At 41.5% G+C, this 20,249-nt stretch carries 11 protein-coding genes; 6 read left to right on the top strand and 5 right to left on the bottom strand.

The annotated features are described in order from the left end of the window. Nucleotides 1-51: 51 nt before the first annotated feature. Complete coding sequence (hemH, locus tag HUN01_RS28985; protein WP_181929060.1) at nt 52-1,218, top strand: ferrochelatase; 1,167 nt, start codon at nt 52-54, stop codon at nt 1,216-1,218. A gap of 210 nt (nt 1,219-1,428) precedes the next feature. On the opposite strand, the gene HUN01_RS28980 is transcribed toward hemH, so the two are convergent. The 4 genes from HUN01_RS28980 to HUN01_RS28965 all read right to left on the bottom strand — a co-directional run bounded on the left by HUN01_RS28980 (nt 1,429) and on the right by HUN01_RS28965 (nt 5,302). Beyond that, a complete protein-coding gene (locus HUN01_RS28980) occupies nt 1,429-1,980 on the bottom strand; it encodes a DUF4126 domain-containing protein (protein ID WP_181929059.1) in 552 nt (183 codons plus the stop codon). A gap of 320 nt (nt 1,981-2,300) precedes the next feature. Beyond that, nucleotides 2,301-3,596: an adenylosuccinate lyase gene (gene purB, locus HUN01_RS28975; protein ID WP_181929058.1), complete on the bottom strand. Its 1,296-nt coding sequence runs from the start codon at nt 3,594-3,596 to the stop codon at nt 2,301-2,303. 40 nt (nt 3,597-3,636) lie between these two features. After that, nucleotides 3,637-4,188: a DUF421 domain-containing protein gene (locus HUN01_RS28970; protein ID WP_181932858.1), complete on the bottom strand. Its 552-nt coding sequence runs from the start codon at nt 4,186-4,188 to the stop codon at nt 3,637-3,639. Between the two features lie 97 nt (nt 4,189-4,285). Then, the gene (locus tag HUN01_RS28965; protein WP_181929057.1) at nt 4,286-5,302 is read right to left on the bottom strand and encodes a YihY/virulence factor BrkB family protein; all 1,017 of its coding nucleotides are present in this window, start codon (nt 5,300-5,302) and stop codon (nt 4,286-4,288) included. 3,481 nt (nt 5,303-8,783) lie between these two features. Here HUN01_RS28965 and HUN01_RS28960 point away from each other — a divergent pair. After that, nucleotides 8,784-10,286 carry an acyl--CoA ligase gene (locus tag HUN01_RS28960; protein ID WP_181929056.1) on the top strand — a complete coding sequence of 501 codons (1,503 nt, stop codon included), beginning with the start codon at nt 8,784-8,786 and terminating at the stop codon, nt 10,284-10,286. 205 nt (nt 10,287-10,491) lie between these two features. Here the strand turns inward: HUN01_RS28960 and HUN01_RS28955 are convergent, their stop codons facing one another. Next, complete coding sequence (locus tag HUN01_RS28955) at nt 10,492-15,132, bottom strand: GAF domain-containing protein (protein WP_181929055.1); 4,641 nt, start codon at nt 15,130-15,132, stop codon at nt 10,492-10,494. A 193-nt stretch (nt 15,133-15,325) separates the two neighbouring features. Between HUN01_RS28955 and HUN01_RS28950 the strand changes: the two genes are divergently transcribed. The 4 genes from HUN01_RS28950 to HUN01_RS28935 all read left to right on the top strand — a co-directional run bounded on the left by HUN01_RS28950 (nt 15,326) and on the right by HUN01_RS28935 (nt 19,979). After that, the gene (locus HUN01_RS28950; protein WP_181929054.1) at nt 15,326-15,649 is read left to right on the top strand and encodes a YnfA family protein; all 324 of its coding nucleotides are present in this window, start codon (nt 15,326-15,328) and stop codon (nt 15,647-15,649) included. A 535-nt stretch (nt 15,650-16,184) separates the two neighbouring features. Then, a complete protein-coding gene (locus HUN01_RS28945) occupies nt 16,185-17,537 on the top strand; it encodes an ammonium transporter (protein WP_203219567.1) in 1,353 nt (450 codons plus the stop codon). 156 nt (nt 17,538-17,693) lie between these two features. Continuing rightward, nucleotides 17,694-18,527, top strand: a complete 834-nt coding sequence (locus HUN01_RS28940; RefSeq protein ID WP_181929052.1) for an SGNH/GDSL hydrolase family protein — start codon at nt 17,694-17,696, stop codon at nt 18,525-18,527. A 243-nt stretch (nt 18,528-18,770) separates the two neighbouring features. After that, a complete protein-coding gene (locus HUN01_RS28935) occupies nt 18,771-19,979 on the top strand; it encodes a 4-hydroxy-3-methylbut-2-enyl diphosphate reductase (RefSeq protein WP_181929051.1) in 1,209 nt (402 codons plus the stop codon). The last annotated feature ends 270 nt before the right edge of the window (nt 19,980-20,249 follow it).

Below are 20,249 nucleotides of genomic sequence, written 5' to 3'. Positions count from 1 at the left end.
TATTGTTAACATTAGTAAAAAACCTGAAAAGATTGGGGGAAAGTAACTGCTATGGGTCGTGTAGGCGTCTTATTACTCAATCTCGGTGGCCCCGATAAGCTAGAGGATGTCGGGCCGTTTTTATACAACCTATTTTCCGATCCGGAAATTATTCGCCTACCATTTCGCTGGTTGCAAAAACCCCTAGCCTGGTTTATTGCCACGCGGCGAACCAGAACATCTCAAGAAAATTATAAGCAAATTGGTGGTGGTTCACCATTGCGGCGGATCACAGAAGCCCAAGGTGAAGCTTTAAAAGAACAGTTAGGTTTTTTGGGGCAAGAAGTTAATATTTACGTGGGAATGCGTTATTGGCATCCCTATACAGAAGAGGCGATCGCACAGATCAGCCAAGATAGCGTAGAACACCTGGTAATATTACCACTATATCCCCAGTTTTCTATCAGTACCAGTGGTTCCAGCTTCCGGCTTTTAGAAAAGCTTTGGCAAGAAGACCCAAAACTTCAACCGATTGATTACACCGTCATTCCTTCTTGGTACAAACAACCAGGCTACCTGCAAGCAATGGCGCAACTCATAGCCCAGGAACTTGAGCAGTACCCTAAACCGGATGACGTTCATATATTCTTCAGCGCTCACGGCGTTCCAAAAAGCTACGTTGAAGAAGCAGGCGACCCTTACCAGGTGGAAATTGAAGAATGTACTGCGTTGATTATGCAGACTCTCAATCGGCCCAATCCCCATACCTTAGCTTACCAAAGCCGTGTTGGCCCAGTAGAATGGCTCCAACCCTATACTGAAGATGCCCTCAAAGAACTAGGCGCAGAAGGCGTGAAAGATTTGGTTGTCGTGCCTATCAGTTTTGTCTCAGAGCATATCGAGACACTACAAGAAATCGATATTGAGTATCGAGAAGTAGCCGAAGAATCAGGAATTCACAACTTCCGCCGCGTACCTGCTCCCAATACCCATCCAGTATTTATTAATGCACTAGCCGAATTAGTGATTGATGCGCTGAGAAACCCCAGTTTCAAGCTTTCCCAAGCTGCTCAAATGAAAAAAATGGTAAAGATGTACCCTCAAGAGCGTTGGGAGTGGGGTCTGACGACTAGCGCTGAAGTATGGAATGGTCGGATTGCTATGCTCGGTTTTATTGCCTTAATCATCGAGCTAATTACTGGTCATGGCTTCTTGCACATGATTGGAATTTTGCAATAAAGGGCATTGGGCATTGGGCATTGGGCATTGGGCATTGGGCATTGGAAAACTCTTCCTTTGTCCTTCCGTTTGCGTAGCGTCTCCGTTATAAAAATTTCTGTACCCCGTTGGGGATGACATAGCCATCAAAGAAAGCCTGATCTTTAGACTTCTCTGCTTGCCCCATGCCCCATGCCCCATGCCCCATGCCCTTGCCCCATGCCCCATGCCCTATGCCCTACGCCTTTTACCCTTGTTATACCAGCCATACCACTGTTTAGCACTACGAACTGCAAACCAGAGCAGTATTAAAGCAATTACTCCTCCTTGCCAGGGAGCATCAAAGGCAAAAAGTACTAGAGCAATGCACAAGGTATCTTGAAGAAATACTGCCCACAACGGTAAGCCACGTAATCGATAGAACCAACCAACTTGGACTAACTGGAGTACCAAAGCTAGCAAACCCCCAATTATGGCAATCAGCCAGTTTGGCGTTGCTGTTGCGGTAGCTACTCCTAACCCCATAATTGCGCCCACGAGGGGAGACATAAATAACTCAATCAGTTGGAGCAATCTTTGCCCCCATAGCTTTTTTGAGACTAATAATTCAATTAATGACCAACTGGTGAGGCAGCCTAATAATATTGGTGGAGAAATGTGAGATAAAATTGGAACTTGCGACCATAAGTTACTACCCTGCAATAGTCCAATAATTAGCAAAGGTATGCCTATTCTCATTCCTGCTGCGGCAGATGCAGAAAGTGTGGCTAGGATTTCAATCATCAAAGCACTGGTAACACTAATAAATAAGTAAGTATTTGTTGTGTATACTACCCACTATGAGCAATAATTCCAGCATTAAACAGATTGCAATACTAAATGTTGTTGGTATCTTTATATAGGAATCTGCTTTGATTTTTGAACTTACTTGCGTGGGTAGGCAATAGGCAAGAAGGCAATAGGCAAGAAGGATTTTTGAGTTGTACGGTGTTTTTTCAAAAATCAAATAAGAGTCCTATATATCTTTTTTTGTAATATCTGCGTATTTTTTAGGTAACAAGTTAATAGTAAGCGCTTAAGCGCTTACTACAAGCAAATTAATCCTAGATACCTAATCGTTGGTAAACTTCTTCTAAATGCTGGAGATGTTGCTGGGGGTCGAAACACACCTCTAGTTCTTCTGGAGACAACTTTTGAGTAACACGCGGGTCTTTGCTAATCAAGTCTTGGAAATTGCCTTCTGCTTTGTTCCAAGCAGCGTGAGCGCTTTCTTGAACGATCGCATAAGCATCTTCTCGGTTGCTTCCCTTGTCTATCAAAGCCAGTAGCACTTTTTGACTGAACACAACGCCGCCGTAACAGTTGAGATTCCGTTTCATGTTCTCAGGATAGACCAACAGGTTTTTCACCAAGTCGGTTATTTCTGACAACATAAAGTGGGTCAAAGTGCAAGCATCTGGCAAAATCACCCGTTCTACAGAACTGTGGGAAATATCCCGCTCATGCCATAGAGCAACGTTTTCTAAAGCTGCACCGGCATGACTTCTGACGAGTCGTGCCATTCCCGTCAGGCGTTCCGAACGGATGGGGTTGCGCTTGTGTGGCATTGCTGAGGAACCTTTCTGACCTTTGGCGAAAAATTCTTCAACTTCCAGAACGTCTGTTTTTTGCAGATTGCGAATTTCTACAGCAAAGCGTTCGATGGATGCGGCTACTAAAGCTAATTGTTGCACGTAGTCGGCGTGGCGATCGCGGGAAATAACTTGGGTTGATGCTGTATCGGGTTTGAGTCCGAGTTTTTCGCAAGCGATCGCTTCTACACGGGGTTCAACATTTGCATAAGTTCCCACCGCACCAGAAATTTTACCCACAGCGATCGTTTGGCGGAGTATTCTCAGGCGTTCTTGGTGTCGCAACACTTCTGCTAGCCAACCAGCTAGCTTGAAACCAAAAGTAATCGGTTCAGCGTGAATACCATGCGATCGGCCAGCCATCACTGTATGACGATGTTCCCGTGCTTTTTGGCGAATTACCTGAATCAAATCTTCCAGACGTTGCAATAATAGATCCAGGCTGGCAACCAATTGCAATGCTAAAGCCGTATCCAAAACATCCGAACTAGTTAAACCCAGGTGAATATAGCGTCCGGCATCACCAACATATTCATTGACGTTTGTCAAGAAAGCGATGACATCATGGCGGACTACAGCTTCAATTTCCAGTACCCGCTTCGGGTCAAAATCTGCCTTGGCTTTAATTTCCTCAACTGCCTCAGATGGAATGTAACCAAGTTCAGCTTGAGCCTCACAAACAGCAATTTCGACTTCCAGCCAAGTTTTTAGTTTATAGGCTTCACTCCACAGATTAGCCATTTCGGGCAAAGTATAACGCTCAATCACAGTTCGGCACAGAATACAACCGTCATATTCTACAGTCTAATTAATGTAGATCACTTTTTAATGCTACTTTTTGCTTAGGGACGGAACTAGTTTTTGCATCTGACATGATGATACTAATCCTGCCGTCAGCTTCCATATATGCAAACTTCACATCGGCTAGAAATTCTACACCTTGCTGACGTAACTTGCTCATCAATTCATCATCTGTAATTAACTCTCGTTGCAAATGACGCTGAATCATCCGACCATTTTTTACTAATAGCAGTGGTGGCTGATTCATAAAACGTTGGAATTGTGGTATTTTGTAGCCTAACCAGTTCAGCAAGTAACTCCAAAAAATCACAGTTCCTACCAGGATAGCACCCTCAGTAATCGATGTATAATTACTTGCCATAGCATTTTGAGCAGCTTCAGCAAATAGCACAACCACGAGTAAATCAGTGATTCCTAGTGTTCCTAGTTGTCGGCTAGGAAGCACGCGTAACACCGAGAACAGCGCTAAATAAACCAACGAACCACGGATAATCAACTCAAAGACGCTGATGCTAGGAACAAAAATTGCCTGCCAATCGATGAACAACCATTTTTCCATTAGCACTGATTTTCTCCCTGGTTCAATAGAATTCTGGAAAAAATCCAGTATAAGGTTATTTACGTAAAACAGGCTTTAAGCCAGGGTTTGAGACTGATTAAAATCGCTGATTTTTTCTTCTCTGTTGTAAGCGTTTGGGCTTTCTAAAAGACTGGAATAAACGATTCATAAAGCGAGAAAATGGCTTTTTATTAGTTGATGATTGCCCTTTTGGAGCCGTGCCATTATATTCCGTGTTATCAGATATAGGGATGGCATGTTTAGTTGGAGTTATGCCGCTGCCGTATCTTCTGGAATAAACTTGGGTAAATTCAGCACCGAAGAAAAGAATCTGTGCGGCATAGTTAACCCAAGCTAAGATTACTACTAGTGAACCAGCTGCACCATAAGCTGAACCAAAACTGCCATTACCTAAATACTGTCCTAATAAAAATCTCCCAATGGAGAATAAAAAGGAGGTGAGCATAGCTCCAATCAAAACATCACTCCAAGCAATTTTGACATCTGGTAGGACTTTAAAAATGAGTCCGAACAGGAATGTAGTGATGGCGAAAGAGAGGATGAAATTGAGAATCTGCCAGATAAAATCAAGACCTGGGAGCAAGTTGCTAAAGTATGTTACTAATGCTGCTAAGGCCGTACTAATTACCAGAGAAACTAAAAGTAAAAAGCCAATACCAATCACCATTGCAAAGGACAAAAAGCGTAGGCGAATAATGTTAGTTACGCCGCGTCCAGGTTTCGGTTTCACTTCCCAAATCGTGTTGAGGGAATCTTGTAACTCAGTAAATAAACCAGTAGCACCTAAGAGCAAAACTACAACACTAATAATGGAAGCGATCGCTCCCGTTTGTGGTTTGTTAGCATTGTTAATAGCTGTTTGGATAAATTCTGCGCCATCTTGGCCAACTAAACCTTGAATCTGTCCAACGATTTGACCCCTTGCCGCCTCTTCTCCAAATACTGCCCCTGCGATCGCAATTACAATAATTAGCAATGGTGCAATAGAAAAAATTGTGTAGTAAGCCAACGCCGCCGCTAACCGTGAGGCTTTATCCTCACTCCATTCTTTAAATGTCTCTTGGAAAAGCTTCCAAATTGCTTGCAAATTCATCCAATCAGTCTCCTTCTAGGGATGTTGCTTAGTCCCTGATATATTGGATACTGATTGACTGGGTGGTGACATCCTCCCAAGGGAGTTTGTGTAGCATTCTGGAGGAGGAATTTAGATCCGTGGAACCAAACAAATGCACCACAGTACGATTTGTCAAGAGTTTTTGTTCCGTTTGCATCCACGAGAGAACTGTACGCCATTTTGCAAATTCTCAAGCGTATTGGTCAGTTAATTTCTCCTACATCTTAGCTAGACTTTATCCAAACTTAAGAACTTGGTTCCCTTTATACGGCAAAACCCTAGCTTTTTGGCAAATACTTTTTCCATGTCACTAATTCTCGGTGAAATCGAAAAAGTAAAACTACTGTCCGACAAAGCTTTCAGCGTAAGATTGAGCGTTCCCAAAAAATGGATAAAGTCGAGCTTAGTCGGCGCAAGGATACCATGCTATTAGGAAACTCCAAAAAATAAATTATCCAATTTTTGGAATCAAAACGACTTTTCTTCCCCCAGCTCCCCTACCATAAAAGCGATGGGATATTTTTTATTTGGAAGTCCCTTACATCTGACTGGAATACCGATCTGGTTTTTATCCCATAACATAAAATAAAATTAGCTTAAATGTATAGATTAATCCAACATTATTTGAAGTTAAAAGCAATCAGAGTATTGCCGAATGATTTGGTTATTTATATTTATTAAGTTATCCCATTGCTGTATGCTAATTTTAAATGTGACAATTTTTATTTCTAATTCACTATATTTAACTATTTATCTATCTAGAGGAGGTTTAATCACTTGCCAAAATGGCAATAACAACCTGTATCATATTTTAGAATTATTGTACACATCCTAAAGCAAGATGACCAGAAGTAAGAGTAGCTCTAAATTAATTCTGGTGTGTCGAATAACTGCTTTCTATGGAGGTTTAGCACTAAGCTAAACCTTTTTCATGGCTTCCATTATCGTCTGATAAGGATTCTTATAATATTTGTATACTTCCTAACAGCAACCGAGTTCTTAATTTGAGATAAAGTCGAGCTAAGAAGATATTTGAAAAGTATTGGGCGAATATAATTCGCCACTACAAAAAAATACACCTCTGTGGACTAATACAAAATCAATGGTTTATAACCTGCGGAGGCATGTTTTACCTGTGTATCGGCGATTTAAAATCACCGATACAAGTAATAAATTAGAATTTTCAAAAAACCTCTAAGACTTGGTGATAAGCCAAGTCTTTTTTATTAAGTAATTAGTTAAATATTTGGTAAATTCTCAGACATAATTACATATAGTAATTGTTGCTATTTAACTATCTTTGCCGACAATATGTCTTTTTCTCAGTTCCTAGATTTGTTTGCAGATTATGCTTGTAGCTTCATCTTTTAATTAACATTAGTTTCTATTAAGTATAATTTAATGTAAATTGTATAAAGCACTGGTATTAGATTAATATTTAGCTTAATGCAAGCTTTTATATGTCAATTAATTCTTGATTTGCGAACACTTTGGAGAATTTTTGTAAACCCACTAGAGACAGATGAACTGAAATCAAAGTAATTCTAAATTAGCTAGGTATGGTAAACACTTGGTATATATAGGGCGTGGCTTTTAGCCATGCCTTTTTCGTGAGTAGCATCAAGTAAGTGAAACGTAGAAATAATCAGTAAAATACTTACACTATAATCTCTAGATCGAATGTAAATAAGAGATTAATATCAAATAACAGAATGTTTTAACTTATACTAAAGGAGTAGAAAATATCGTCCAAATTATCTTTTTAGTATTAAAAAATACTATCTACAATAGACTAAGCAACAAAAAACTACCAATACCATATATAGATCAATATTTGTATCATTCTATGGATAGTAGAAATAACTATTTTACAGAGTTATTATTCAGCCTGTTAATGCCTGAAAAACGTGTATGCACCCTGGAGTAATACCCAGGGTCTTTTTTTATAAAAGCTTAGATCAGCAAAAGATAAACTCTCATTAGAGTAACGGTAAATTGAACATAGATCGGTTCGCAAAGCCTCTCATTCGCATTAGCGTCTCTGAAAGAGAAGAGAAGGGGCTTCTCACAGGGTAACCCAATATTTAGAGAGGGTTGCTGGGTAACGCATTGCCTTAACCCGACTTACGAATATTCTTAACCGAGCAGTATTTTATCAAAATCTAGAATTCTTCTTCCAATTTATATCTAGCTGATGAGATATCAGTTTTTAGAATATTTATACACATCTTCTAGGAAGATAAACTGAAGTCAACGTAATTCTAAATTGACTAGCTATGGTAAATACTTTGTATATATGGAGACTTTGTTTAAAACCAAGACTTTTTCATTCTTTAGGTAGATTTTTATATATTTTTTAAATAAACCAGTCAAGATTTTACCAAGTGATTGAATACCAGATACCTGAATATTTATACACATCCTCTAGGATGATGATCTGTAAACAGAGTAGAACTAAATTAATTTAGTACGTTGTTAAGCACAGCAATTATTGAGGTTTGGTTTACAGCCAAACCTTTTTTTTAACAAGTAACCAGGAAATGTTATATCAGATGTCAGAATATTTGGACACAGCCTATAGGAAGATGAACTAAAGTAAGAGTCGGTCTAAATTAATCTTGGTGTAGTAAATGCTTGGTATATATAGAGGCTTGGTTTAACCAAGCCTTTTATTATTTGTACAATGGTATATAGCAATCCCAAATGAGTTGTGAAAATCGAGAGGCTAAGATCCCCGACTTCTTTGAGAAGTCGGGGATCTTATTGTTCACGAATGATTTAGGACTGCAATATCAGTCTTCAGGATATTTGGATACAGTCTATAGGAAGATGAACTAAATTAAGAGTGAGTCTAAATTAATCTGGAATGTCTGCTTAAGCACTAAATATATAGAGGTTTAGCTGGGTGCTAAACCTTTTTTTGAGCAAGTGACGAGAAATAAACGACACCGAATAGCCCGTCGTAGACATCGCTCTCATTCATGACACTGAGTAAATTCCTGTCTAAGCATAGCTTGCAAAATAATCATCGATATTATGCGTTAATTGCATGACTACGGATTTACTATAGCTTCACAGATGCGATTCTAATATGAGGGAATAAAGATGGATACCCCTGGTGTTGACCAGGGGCTTTTTATTTAGGGACTTCCAAAAAATTAGGACTTACGCAAACAATAGCGGAAAAGAATGATTTTACGGTAGGGGCAATTCATGTAGACGCGTAGTGGCTACTCTTACGAGAACGCTTTCAGCGAATCCGCAGGTATTGCCCTTACAGCGCGTAATTTTGCGTAAGTCCTAAAATAAATTATCCAATTTTGTGGAGTGTATCGGAAAGCCATTAGTGTCAACCCATCTAGAATACAAGTAGTTAAACTTGTTTGATTGACATCCTTACTGTAGCTTTGGCCATAGTAAGGATGTCAATCAGTCATCTGTTGACAGGCCGGAAAAACTAATGAACTTATTTGAGCTTTTAGCAGGGGAAGACGATCATCTAGCCGTTATTACGCCTGGGGAGCGATCGCTAACTTATAAGCAATTGCGCGAGAATGTTGTTGGACTAGTATCCCAACTCAATAGCTTTGGATTGAAACGGGGGGAACGCATAGCCATTGCTATGACTAACGGTTCACCAATGGCTATTACCTTTTTGGCTGCCTCTCTGTGTGGTACTGCTGCACCCCTAAATCCTAAATACAAGCAAGATGAATTTGCCTTTTACTACAAAGATACCCAAGCAAAAGCACTGATTACATTGTCTGAAGATCCAGAAGCAGCCATTGCCGCTGTCACACCTGACATGATGCTGATTAATGCCAAGGTAAACACTGATGGCACATTAAGCTTTGAATTAGTCAAGGAAAAACTTCCCCCCTGCTCCCAACTCCCTGCTCCCTTGCCTCAGTCTGATGATATAGCGATGATTCTCCACACTAGCGGTACCACCAGTCGTCCCAAACGTGTACCGATTCGTCATCGCAACTTAATCGCTTCAGCCCGCAACCTCATTGATGCTTACTCACTCACAGCAGATGACACTACATTTTGTCTAATGCCCCTGTTTCACGTTCACGGATTGGTGGGCTGTTTACTAGCAACTCTGGCATCAGGCGGTACACTAATTTGTCCCAATGGTTTTAATGCCCTGGAGTTTTGGAAACTGGTAGATACCTATAAACCTACCTGGTACTCCGCAGCGCCAACTATGCATCAGACAATTTTGGCCCGCGCTAGCCGCAACACAGAAATTGTCAAAGCTAACCGCTTTCGTTTTATTCGCTCTAGTAGCGCTTCCTTGCCCCCGATTATCATTGAACAGCTAGAGGCAACTCTTAATGCTCCGGTGGTGGAAGCTTACAGCATGACTGAAGCATCTCACTTAATGACCACCAATCCCCTACCGCCAAAAGTGCGGAAACCAGGAACTGTAGGTTATGGCTTTGGTGTAGAAGTGGGCATTATGGACTCCGAAGGCAACCTATTATCTCAGGGAAGCTTGGGCGAGGTGGTGGTAAAAGCACCCAATGTTATAGATGGCTACGAAAACAACCCGGAAGCTAACGCCACAGCTTTTGTGAACGGTTGGTTTCGCACAGGGGATCAGGGTACAGTGGATGCAGACGGTTACCTCCGCTTGACTGGACGCATTAAAGAATTGATTAACCGGGGTGGGGAAAAAATTTCTCCCTTAGAAGTAGATGATGTCTTGCTACGCCATCCCGCCGTCGCTGAAGCTTTGGCTTTTGCTGTCCCCCACAAATCTTTAGGAGAAGATATCCACGCCGCTGTTGTCCTCAAGGTAGAAGCTGGCGAAAAAGAACTTTTAGCTCACTGTGCAACTATGCTGGCAGACTTCAAAATTCCCAAGCAAGTTCACATTTTGGATCAACTACCTCGTGGTGCTACTGGGAAACTGCAACGGTTGGCTATGGCGAAATTGCTGAATATTGGGGAGTAGGGAGTGGGGAGGTGGGGGAGCAGGGGAGCAGGGGAGGCAGGGGAGGCAGAGGAGGCAGGGGAGGCAGGGGGAGAGAAAGAAATTAAGTGCATTTTGAACTATTTTTAGTAGTAAAAGTTATTAGTATTTTCTCTTTACTCCCCCTGCTTCCCCTGCTCCCCCTCTCCCGTCCCCATTCCCCAGTCCCCAATCCCCAATCCCTAGTTCAATTTTGAATTGTGAAAACTTTGTTTTTGATTAAAAATTCTTGAATGCAGTTGACAAATTCTTCTAATTCTGAGACTAAGTTAGTGGTGCCTCTAAGCTCTTGATAGTCAGCTAGCTGTTCTAGTTTGTCAGCGGCTATATATGCTGTGGCTCCAATATTGGCAGTGGCACCTTTAAGGTGATGAGCTTCTCGCGCTATTTGCCCAAAGTCATGAGTTGCGATCGCAACTTTAATGATCTCTAAACGGGGTTTAATATCTTCAACGCATATTTGCAATAGATTTAATTCAAATTCTTGATCATTTCCCGATATCTGATGCAAGTGTTCCCAATCAATTGCTAGGTCGCTGGAAACTGTCTGTTCATACACAACCGCCTCTTGTTGTGAACTGATCACACCTGTCCAATGCTCTAAGGTCGCAGCCAATTTTTCTTTAAACACTGGCTTACTCAAATAGTCATCCATACCTGCATTGAGACACATTTGTTCGTCTTCTTTCATCGCATTGGCCGTCATCGCAATCACCACCGGACGGCGACGCAAGGCAAAGTCGCCCTTTTGCCAACGATGAATTTCTTTTGTGGTTTCTAAACCGTCAAGAATTGGCATTTGGCAATCCATTAAAATCAAATCGTAAGGAATTTTTTCTAATTGCTGCAAAACTTCCTTTCCATTAGCAACAACATCGGCTTTATAGCCCAAACTATCGAGTTGTTTCAAGGCTACTTTCTGATTCACCAAATTATCTTCAGCTAAGAGAATTCTTAACTTGGATTTAGTAGCGGTGTTAGGGCAAGAGGAAGTAAGAACGGCTGAAGTTTCTGTACTCTGAATTTCTTCGGTAGCCTCTAGCCCTGATTCCGGCTGAGTTTCTAAAATAGTGATGATTGTATTGAGAAGTCGTGATGGCTTAATGGGTTTGACTAAATAAGCAGCAAATCCAATTTTGAGCGCCTGCTGCACTTCCTCCCGTTGATTAGTAGAGGCAAGCATAATCAAAGGTATCTCAGCAATTGCCGAATTGGCTTGAATTTGTTCTCCTATTGTCATGCCATTTGTTTGGGGTATTTGCATATCAATCAAGACAACATGATATGATTTTCCCTGCTCACAAGCTTTCTGAATAACTTTGAGGGCCGCAGCAATACTGTCAGCTTGATCTACCTGCATTCCCCAATAAGTAGCTTGATGATGGATAATTTTGCAATTAGTAGCGTTGTTATCTACTATTAACAAGCGGCGATTGTGCAAAAATCCGCGATCGCATTTTGGCAAAACAGGCTCAATTTGCTTGGTAAAAAGCACCTCAAACCAAAACTTAGATCCTTTTTCTACCTGACTTTCTACCCCAATCACTCCTCCCATCAAGGTTACAAGTTGTTTACAGATGGCTAATCCCAAACCAGTACCACCATACTTGCGAGTGGTAGAAGCATCCACTTGGGTAAAGGGCATAAAGAGTTTGCGTTGGTCTTCAGGGCTAACGCCAAGACCTGTATCTGTGATGTCAAAATGGATTGTGGCTGTAGTAGGAGAAAGCGCACGCAATTCGGCTTGTACTAATACTTCGCCTGTACTGGTGAACTTGATCGCGTTGCTGATTAAGTTCATGAGAATTTGCCGCAGTCTACCAGCATCTCCTTGGAGATGGGTGGGGACGTTATGCTCAATCATGGCGGCAATTTCTAATCCTTTGTTATGGGCTGAAGGGGCTAATAATTCCACCACTTCTTCTATACAAGTGGATAGGTCAAAATCTAGAGTTTCGAGAGCCATTTCTCCAGCTTCAAGTTTGGAAAGATCCAAAATCTCGTTGATTAAACTCAAAAGAGCGTCTCCACTACTCCGAATTGTTTCAATAAAATCTCGCTGTTCTGCATCTAAGGGAGTATCTAAAACTAAACTGGTCATTCCCAATACAGCGTTCATTGGAGTGCGAATTTCATGACTTATATTTGCCAAAAAAGCACTTTTAGTCTGAGAAGCTAATTCGGCTTGGCGACGGGCAATTTCAAGTTCTTGTCGCTGACGAGTTTCTGCTGCTAATAGTTGGGCTTGCGCTAAGGCAATACCTACTTGGTCGGCTATTTGCCGCAAGAGATGAGTTTCAAAGCTAGACCAATGGTGGGAATCGTCACACTGATGAACTATGAGCAAACCACAAACTTCTTCTTTGACAAGAATGGGCACAACCAAATTGACTTTGACCCCAAACTGTTGCATTAATTCTAAATGGCTTTGTTCAACTTCTAATAGATCCAAGTTAGCCAGTCCTAAAACCCGTCCTTGACGGTACTGCTGTAGATAGTATTGTTGTAGATACTCCGCTTGGAAGTAGGGAGGGGTGATGCTTTGCTCTTTGATTGCTGGTAAGCCAGAAACTACTGCTTCTATAACGGTGGTTGCAGACTCATCTGGCAAAAGCTGATAGATCAAAACTCGGTCAGTCTGGAGAATCTTTTGTACCTCTTCAACAGTGATTTGGAGAATTTCTTCGATTTGTAATGATTGGCGAATCTTGAGGGTGATTTCGGTAAATAATTGCGATCGCAAGTTTTGGCGTTGTATTTCTTCTTCAGCCTGTTTCCGCTGGATAAATTGCCCCACTTGCTCACCAATCGAATTCATCGTTTTTACCAAATCTTCGTCAAGCGGCTGGATTTCACGGTTGAAGCAGGTAATGACACCAAGGATTTTGTTACCGCTGCGGATTGGAAAACCAAAAGCCGCGTGTAGTCCTACTTGAGCAGCAATTTTGAAGTTAGAGAAATTAATATCTTTAACGACATCAGCGATCCAAACAGGTTCAGAACTAGCCCAAACCCGACCAGGTAATCCAATTCCTGGCGCAAAGGTAGTTTGCCGCTTTAATGCTTCAAACTCTTGCATCTCAAGGGATGCTTTATGCCATGTATCGAGAAAACGCAGCACATTTGCCTGTTGATCCACCATCCAAATTTCACCCAAATCCCATGCTAAACTCTCACAGATCCCTTGCAATATTTGGCGAGTAGCTTCGCTGATGGTGGCGGATTCGGCTAAAACGCGGGTTGCAGCATATTGTGCAGTTAGATGCTGTTGTGTGCGTTTGCGATCAGTAATGTCAGTGCCAGTACCAACAATGTATTCTACTGATCCTTCATAGTCTTTTAAGAAGGTATTTGACCAGGCAATCAGTCGGCGACTACCATCTTTCATTACCCAATGGTTTTCGTTCTCTAGAAAGCCTGTACCAGTTAACAATTGCTCAAAAACTGCTTTGGCTGAATTCACCTCTTCAGGAAGTAGGAACACGTTCCAGAAATACTTACCCCTCACCTCATCGAAAGGGTAACCTGTTATTTGCTCACAAGCTTGATTGAAACGAACGATTTTCCCTTGAGAATCGAGAACTGTTACCAACGCGCTGGCTGTATCAACGACTGCTGAGATAAAGTTGCGTTCTTGATTTAAGGTTTCTTCTGTCCTCTTCCGCTCAATTACCTCACGATAGATGAAGTAGTAGACTACAGCAAGAATGATAAAACTTAGGCTGATAGCGATCGCAAGTGTCAGAATTGTGTTGCGAATTCTGGCTTGTTTTGCTTGTAACTGCTGTTGAAGCTTCCTTCTTTCCTCGTTTTCCATCTCATTGATCGTCTTGCGGATATCACCTATGAGATTTTGTTCATCATTTCTCAGTAGTACTTGCAACGCCGCCTCTAATCCCTTGTTCTGGCGCAAGTCGATAGTCTGTTTTAGTTCAGTAAGTTTAGCTGTGATCAGAGATTCAAGCGTTGCAATCTGCTTTTGTTCATCCGGTTGATCTGCCGTTAGACTTTTCAGTTGAGCAATTTCTTGATCGACGTTAGCAAGTGCTGCTTGATAAGGTTTGAGATAAATTTGTTTTCCAGTCAGAATGTAACCACTTTGTCTAGTCTGAGCATCCTTGATGTGAGACAGTAGTTCTTCTAAGCTGTTGAGTTTTTTATAAGTATTTTTTACGATACTGCGATTATTAGTAGATACTCTTGTATTTTGATAAGAAACCGCGCCAACCACAACTAAAATTGCCGACGCCAAAGCAAAACCTGCTGCAATCTTTTGGAAAAATTGCTTGTATACCCTCTGAGACTGCTTGTCTTTCTTGGTAACAAGTACCAAACTTGCTAAATTTCGGCGCAATTCCAGTTGCTTAATGACTTGACGGCCTAATGTTCGTAATGCCTCCAGTTGTTCTGGATTAAGTTCTCGTGGTACGTAGTCAATTACACACAAGGTTCCTAACGGGTATCCCTCTGGATTGGTCAGAGGTACACCAGCATAAAACCGAATATTTGGGTCAGATGTTACCAGTGGGTTTGTAGCAAACCGTTCATCATCTGTTGCATCAGGTACAACCAAAACATCAGGCTGGAGAATAGCATGGGCACAGAATGCTAAATCTCGGTGTGTTTCTAAGGCTTCCATTCCGACTTTTGACTTGAACCACTGACGGTTTGTATCAATTAAGCTAATTAAGGCGATAGGAGTCTGACAAATATACGAAGCTAGACGGGTGAGGTCGTCAAATGCAGCTTCAGGTGGGGTATCGAGAATCTTATACTGCAAAAGCATCTCAATTCTCTTTGCTTCGTTATCAGGTAATGGTGCTTTCATCCTTAAGCCTTATCTACATTCTGGGAGAGGTAGCAGAGCAGGGAAAAAGCAGGGGAGCAGGATAATATAACCAATGCCCAATGCCCAATTCCCAATTCCCAATTCAACAAACTTACTTTAATTAATGACAATAGTTTAGTTAAAAGCGTTAGCGTAATTTCACTGAGTTCGACTTTGTGAAATAATCGTTCAAATGATCAAGTCTCTACTGTATTTTTTCTGGGCTGGTTTCTTTGAAATCGGCGGCGGCTACCTGATTTGGTTGTGGTTGCGCGAAGGTAAGCCTTTCTGGTGGGGCATATTGGGTGGAATTGCTTTAGCTTGCTATGGGGTTATTGCAACTCTCCAATCGGCAAATTTTGGCAGAGTGTATGCGGCTTACGGTGGCGCGTTTATCGCAATGGCAATGCTTTGGGGTTGGAAGATAGACAGGGTAATTCCAGACCGCTATGACTTAATCGGAGCATGTTTAGCTTTAGTAGGTGTTTTAATTATCATGTTTGCACCCAGAAATTAAGTAAAATTTCTAGATTATTTTTGAACAATAACTTTTATAATGTTCCCTTTTAAACAGATAATAACCTCACCCCAAAATGCAAAAGTTTTTTAGCGACCAAACGGTGAGCAGCAGTCATGCAGATATTTATGTGTTTATGCAGGAGATATCAAGATAAATCATGAAATATTTGGGCAAATTCTCTGGTAATTTACCATAATTGTCAGAATTGAAAATTATTTGGCTTTGTAACAGTAGGTAACTAAAAATTTGCAATTTTGTGGCAGTTGAATAGAATGCTATTCTTCAAAAAATAAAGATGCAACTATTGCATATTCATACCCTTTTTTTATCTTGGCAACTACGGGCTGGATTATATTTTTGTTAACATTTCCACAAAATTAACGTTAAGTAACTTTCAAGACAAAAATGTGTAACTAAAAGTAATCAAATGTAGTTAAGGATACAAATCATTGGTGCTTAGGAAGAAAAACAAGTGTTGAAGAAAGTTGTGATGATTGGGGCTATCACTCTACTGTTTTTGGGAGTACCGCTGATGGGCAATGCTTTTGCCCAAACACCAGCCGCTACTCCACCTGCTGCTGATACTGGAGATACGGCATTTATGCTGATTTCAGCAGCCCTTGTGCTGCTAATGACACCAGGATTAGCATTTTTCTATGGTGGATTTGTGCGATCGCGCAACATCCTAAACACATTGATGATGAGCTTTGTGTTGATGGCGATCGTGGGAGTTAGCTGGATTCTCTGGGGTTATAGTCTTTCCTTTGCACCAGGTTTACCGTTTATCGGTGGATTGCAATGGCTGGGATTGAATGGTGTCGGCTTAGAGATAACCGATTATCTCAAAGGGTCAAATCCCCCGGAGGTTCTTTCTTATGCTGGAACGATACCTCACCAGGCATTCATGATCTACCAAGCCATGTTTGCCATTATCACCCCAGCTTTAATTTCTGGGGCGATCGCAGAACGGATGAGTTTTCGCGCTTATTGTCTGTTTGTGGTATTGTGGTCAACTTTTATTTACGCCCCTCTAGACCACATGGTATGGGCAAAAGGTGGATTCTTAGGTTTGTATGGTGGCTTGGGTGCTCTCGATTTTGCCGGTGGTACAGTAGTTCACATTAGTTCTGGCGTTTCAGCCCTGGTAGCAGCGATCGTTCTTGGGCCTCGGAAAACCCATCCTGATCGTCTTAGCCCACCGCACAACGTTCCGTTTATTTTACTGGGTGCTGGCTTATTGTGGTTTGGTTGGTTCGGCTTCAACGCTGGGAGTGCTCTAACTCTTGCTAGTGGAACCTCTGGTAACTTAGTAACAAATGTGGCAACAACAGCCTTCGTCTCTACGAATACAGCTGCGGCAGCTGGTGCATTAATGTGGCTAATTTTGGAGAGTATTTTACGGGGTAAACCAACCGCCGTGGGAGCAGCTACAGGAGCCGTTGCTGGATTGGTGGGTATCACTCCCGCCGCCGGATTTGTCACACCACTATCAGCGATTTTAATTGGTTTCATCACCGCCTTTGTTTGCTTCTATGCAATCAGTTTCAAGCACAAGCTACAAATTGACGATGCTTTAGATACCTTTCCTGTGCATGGTGTTGGTGGTACAGTGGGGGCAATTTTAACAGCAGTCTTTGCCACTACTCAAGTCAATGGAGGAGGTAAAGACGGAGTGTTGCGTGGTAATTTTGGTGAATTGGGAGTTGAACTAGTAGCAATTGCCATTGCTTATGCGATCGCAGGTGTTGGTACGTGGATTATTCTCAAGGTTATCGATGCTACAGTCGGGCTACGAGTCAAAGAGGAAGCTGAATTGCAAGGTTTAGATATCAACGAACATGGTGAAGAAGGTTACAACTCCGAGTTTGGCGATCGTCCCACTTAGGAGTGGTGAGTGCTGAGTGGTGAGTGCTGAGTTAGGAGGAAAGGACTTTCTGTTTGCTTCCCCAGTCCCCAATCCCCAATCCCCACTTTAAGAGTGTGTCATTTGCGATCGCTAGCGTTAAAATTTGATTCAAATAATTGGTAAATTTCGCTAGTTGTGTCTACTTCTCTTAAAACCTTTCCTATCTGGGCATTTTTCTCGCTGTTAACCAACGGCATCCTAATGTTGGCGGTCATCCTGCTAATTTGGCAACAGCAGAGATTGTCCGCTTTTTTTGGGATAGTAACATCCCCAGAACCAATCAACCTGAACAACTCACCCCAAATTGCTACACCTGATTTGGGTCGCCGTCACCAACTCAGTTATCAAGAGTGGGTAGACATCCTCAAGCAAGAAGCCAAGGTCGCCGCTGACCAACGTCCTGCCGATTTAACTATCCTGGCGGGAGATTCTCTGAGTTTGTGGTTTCCCCCTGAGTTATTACCCGAAGGTAAAAATTGGCTCAATCAAGGAATTTCTGGCGAAACCAGCAATGGACTCTTGAAAAGATTGAAGATATTTGACCGCACCCAGCCAGAGGTGATTTTTGTGATGATTGGCATTAATGACCTAATTCGGGGGATGAGCGACAGGGTAATTTTGGATAATCAACGGCAAATTATCAGTTACCTGCAAAAGACTCATCCCACAGCGCAAATTGTTGTCCAATCGATTTTGCCACATGGAGCAGAGGAAGCAACTTGGCAAGGACGAGAAAAACTTCTGGCTGTTGCCAATAGTCGCATTCGCAAGTTGAATCAGCAGTTGCAAAGCATATCTACCAAAAAAGGTGTCAAATTTCTCGATTTATACCCGCTGTTTACCAACAAGCAAGGAAATCTCCGCAGGGAATTTACTACCGATGGCTTACACTTAAGTCCTGAAGGCTATATAGTTTGGCGTTCTGCATTGCAGATTTATAGCGACATCGAATTAGGGACTTCCAAATAAAAAAATATCCCATCGCTTTTAGGGCAGGGGAGCAGGGGGCAGGGAGTAGGGGGAGGAAAAGTCGTTGTGATTCCAAAAATTGGATAATTTATTTTTTGGAGTTCCCTTAAAACCCCAGAGTCAACGTCCTGCGGGAAAAAAAGGCTAAAGTCCAAAAAGAAGTAATATCTTTGAATACAACTTTGTATAAATCGCGTCTGGGCGCGAGAAAATAAGAAATAGTGGTTTAAGTAGACAAATCTAATGGATACAAAAGCTTTTAAGCGCAGCCTCCAACATTCAGAAAATTACAATCGCAAGGGTTTTGGTCATCAAGCAGAAGTTGCTACCCAGTTGCAATCTGAGTATCAGAGTAACTTGATTCAGGAAATTCGCGATCGCAATTACATCCTACAACGAGGTGATGTCACAATCCGACTAGCACAAGCCTTTGGCTTTTGCTGGGGTGTAGAACGAGCTGTAGCTATGGCCTATGAAACCCGTCAGCACTTCCCCAAAGAACACATCTGGATTACTAACGAAATTATCCACAACCCTTCTGTAAATCAACGGATGCAGGAGATGGAAGTAGAATTCATCCCTATTGAAGGCAAGAATAAAGACTTTTCGGTTGTGGGAACTGGCGATGTAGTCATATTACCGGCTTTTGGGGCAAGCGTTCAAGAAATGCAGATACTTCACGATAAAGGCTGCAAAATTGTTGACACAACTTGCCCTTGGGTATCTAAAGTTTGGAATACAGTAGAAAAGCACAAAAAAATCGATTACACATCAATAATTCACGGTAAATATAAGCATGAAGAAACAGTTGCTACTAGTTCTTTTGCTGGCAAGTATTTAATTGTGTTGAATTTGCAAGAAGCGCAATATGTTGCTGACTATATTATTAATGGTGGCAACCGGGAAGAATTTCTGACAAAATTTGCTAAAGCTTGTTCAGCCGGATTTGACCCCGATCAAGATTTAGAAAGAGTTGGTATTGCTAACCAAACTACCATGCTTAAAGGTGAAACTGAGCAAATCGGCAAGCTTTTTGAGCGGACTATGTTGCAAAAGTATGGCCCTACAGAGTTAAATCAGCATTTCCAAAGCTTCAATACTATTTGTGACGCTACCCAAGAACGGCAAGATGCCATGTTGGAATTAGTGGAACATAATTTAGATTTGATGGTAGTGATTGGTGGGTTTAATTCATCCAATACTACTCAATTGCAACAAATTGCTTTTGAGCGGGGAATTCCTTCTTATCATATTGATACTGTTGAACGGATTAAATCAGGAGATTCCATAGAACATCGGCAATTAAATGGGCAGTTAATAACTACAGAAAACTGGTTGCCAGATGGAAAAATTGTTGTGGGAGTTACTTCTGGTGCTTCTACGCCAGATAAGGTTGTAGAAGATGTGATTGAGAAGATTTTTGCTTTGAAAGCAACAGCAGCGCTGGTTTAACGGTGATCAATTATCAAGTATATAAGTTCATAGTAAGGACTAAAGTCCTTACTATGAACTCTCAAAACTAGCTTAAACATTGTACTAGGTAAGACTAGTAACTATTGACTGTTCACTATTTTTAAAGTTCGTAAAGGTTGAAATAGCAATATTATTTGAAAGTGCAGCATAAGAGGATATTTGAAAAGTCCTCTTGTCGGGAACAAAAATTTTATATCCCCCTAAATCCCCCTTCAAAAGGGGGACTTTGATTCTGTTTCCCCCCTTTTT

Origin of the sequence: Nostoc edaphicum CCNP1411 (assembly GCF_014023275.1) — a bacterium.
Taxonomy (GTDB): Bacteria; Cyanobacteriota; Cyanobacteriia; order Cyanobacteriales; family Nostocaceae; genus Nostoc; species Nostoc edaphicum_A.
This window is presented reverse-complemented; position numbering and strand designations above follow the sequence as displayed.

Excerpts from the sequence above, each read along its gene's own strand:
- hemH (WP_181929060.1), top strand. The coding sequence starts at position 52 with ATGGGTCGTGTAGGCGTCTTATTACTCAATCTCGGTGGCCCCGATAAG.
- HUN01_RS28980 (WP_181929059.1), bottom strand. The coding sequence starts at position 1,980 with ATGATTGAAATCCTAGCCACACTTTCTGCATCTGCCGCAGCAGGAATG.
- HUN01_RS28970 (WP_181932858.1), bottom strand. The coding sequence starts at position 4,188 with ATGGAAAAATGGTTGTTCATCGATTGGCAGGCAATTTTTGTTCCTAGC.
- HUN01_RS28965 (WP_181929057.1), bottom strand. The coding sequence starts at position 5,302 with ATGAATTTGCAAGCAATTTGGAAGCTTTTCCAAGAGACATTTAAAGAA.
- HUN01_RS28960 (WP_181929056.1), top strand. The coding sequence starts at position 8,784 with ATGAACTTATTTGAGCTTTTAGCAGGGGAAGACGATCATCTAGCCGTT.
- HUN01_RS28955 (WP_181929055.1), bottom strand. The coding sequence starts at position 15,132 with ATGAAAGCACCATTACCTGATAACGAAGCAAAGAGAATTGAGATGCTT.
- HUN01_RS28950 (WP_181929054.1), top strand. The coding sequence starts at position 15,326 with ATGATCAAGTCTCTACTGTATTTTTTCTGGGCTGGTTTCTTTGAAATC.
- HUN01_RS28945 (WP_203219567.1), top strand. The coding sequence starts at position 16,185 with ATGGGCAATGCTTTTGCCCAAACACCAGCCGCTACTCCACCTGCTGCT.
- HUN01_RS28935 (WP_181929051.1), top strand. The coding sequence starts at position 18,771 with ATGGATACAAAAGCTTTTAAGCGCAGCCTCCAACATTCAGAAAATTAC.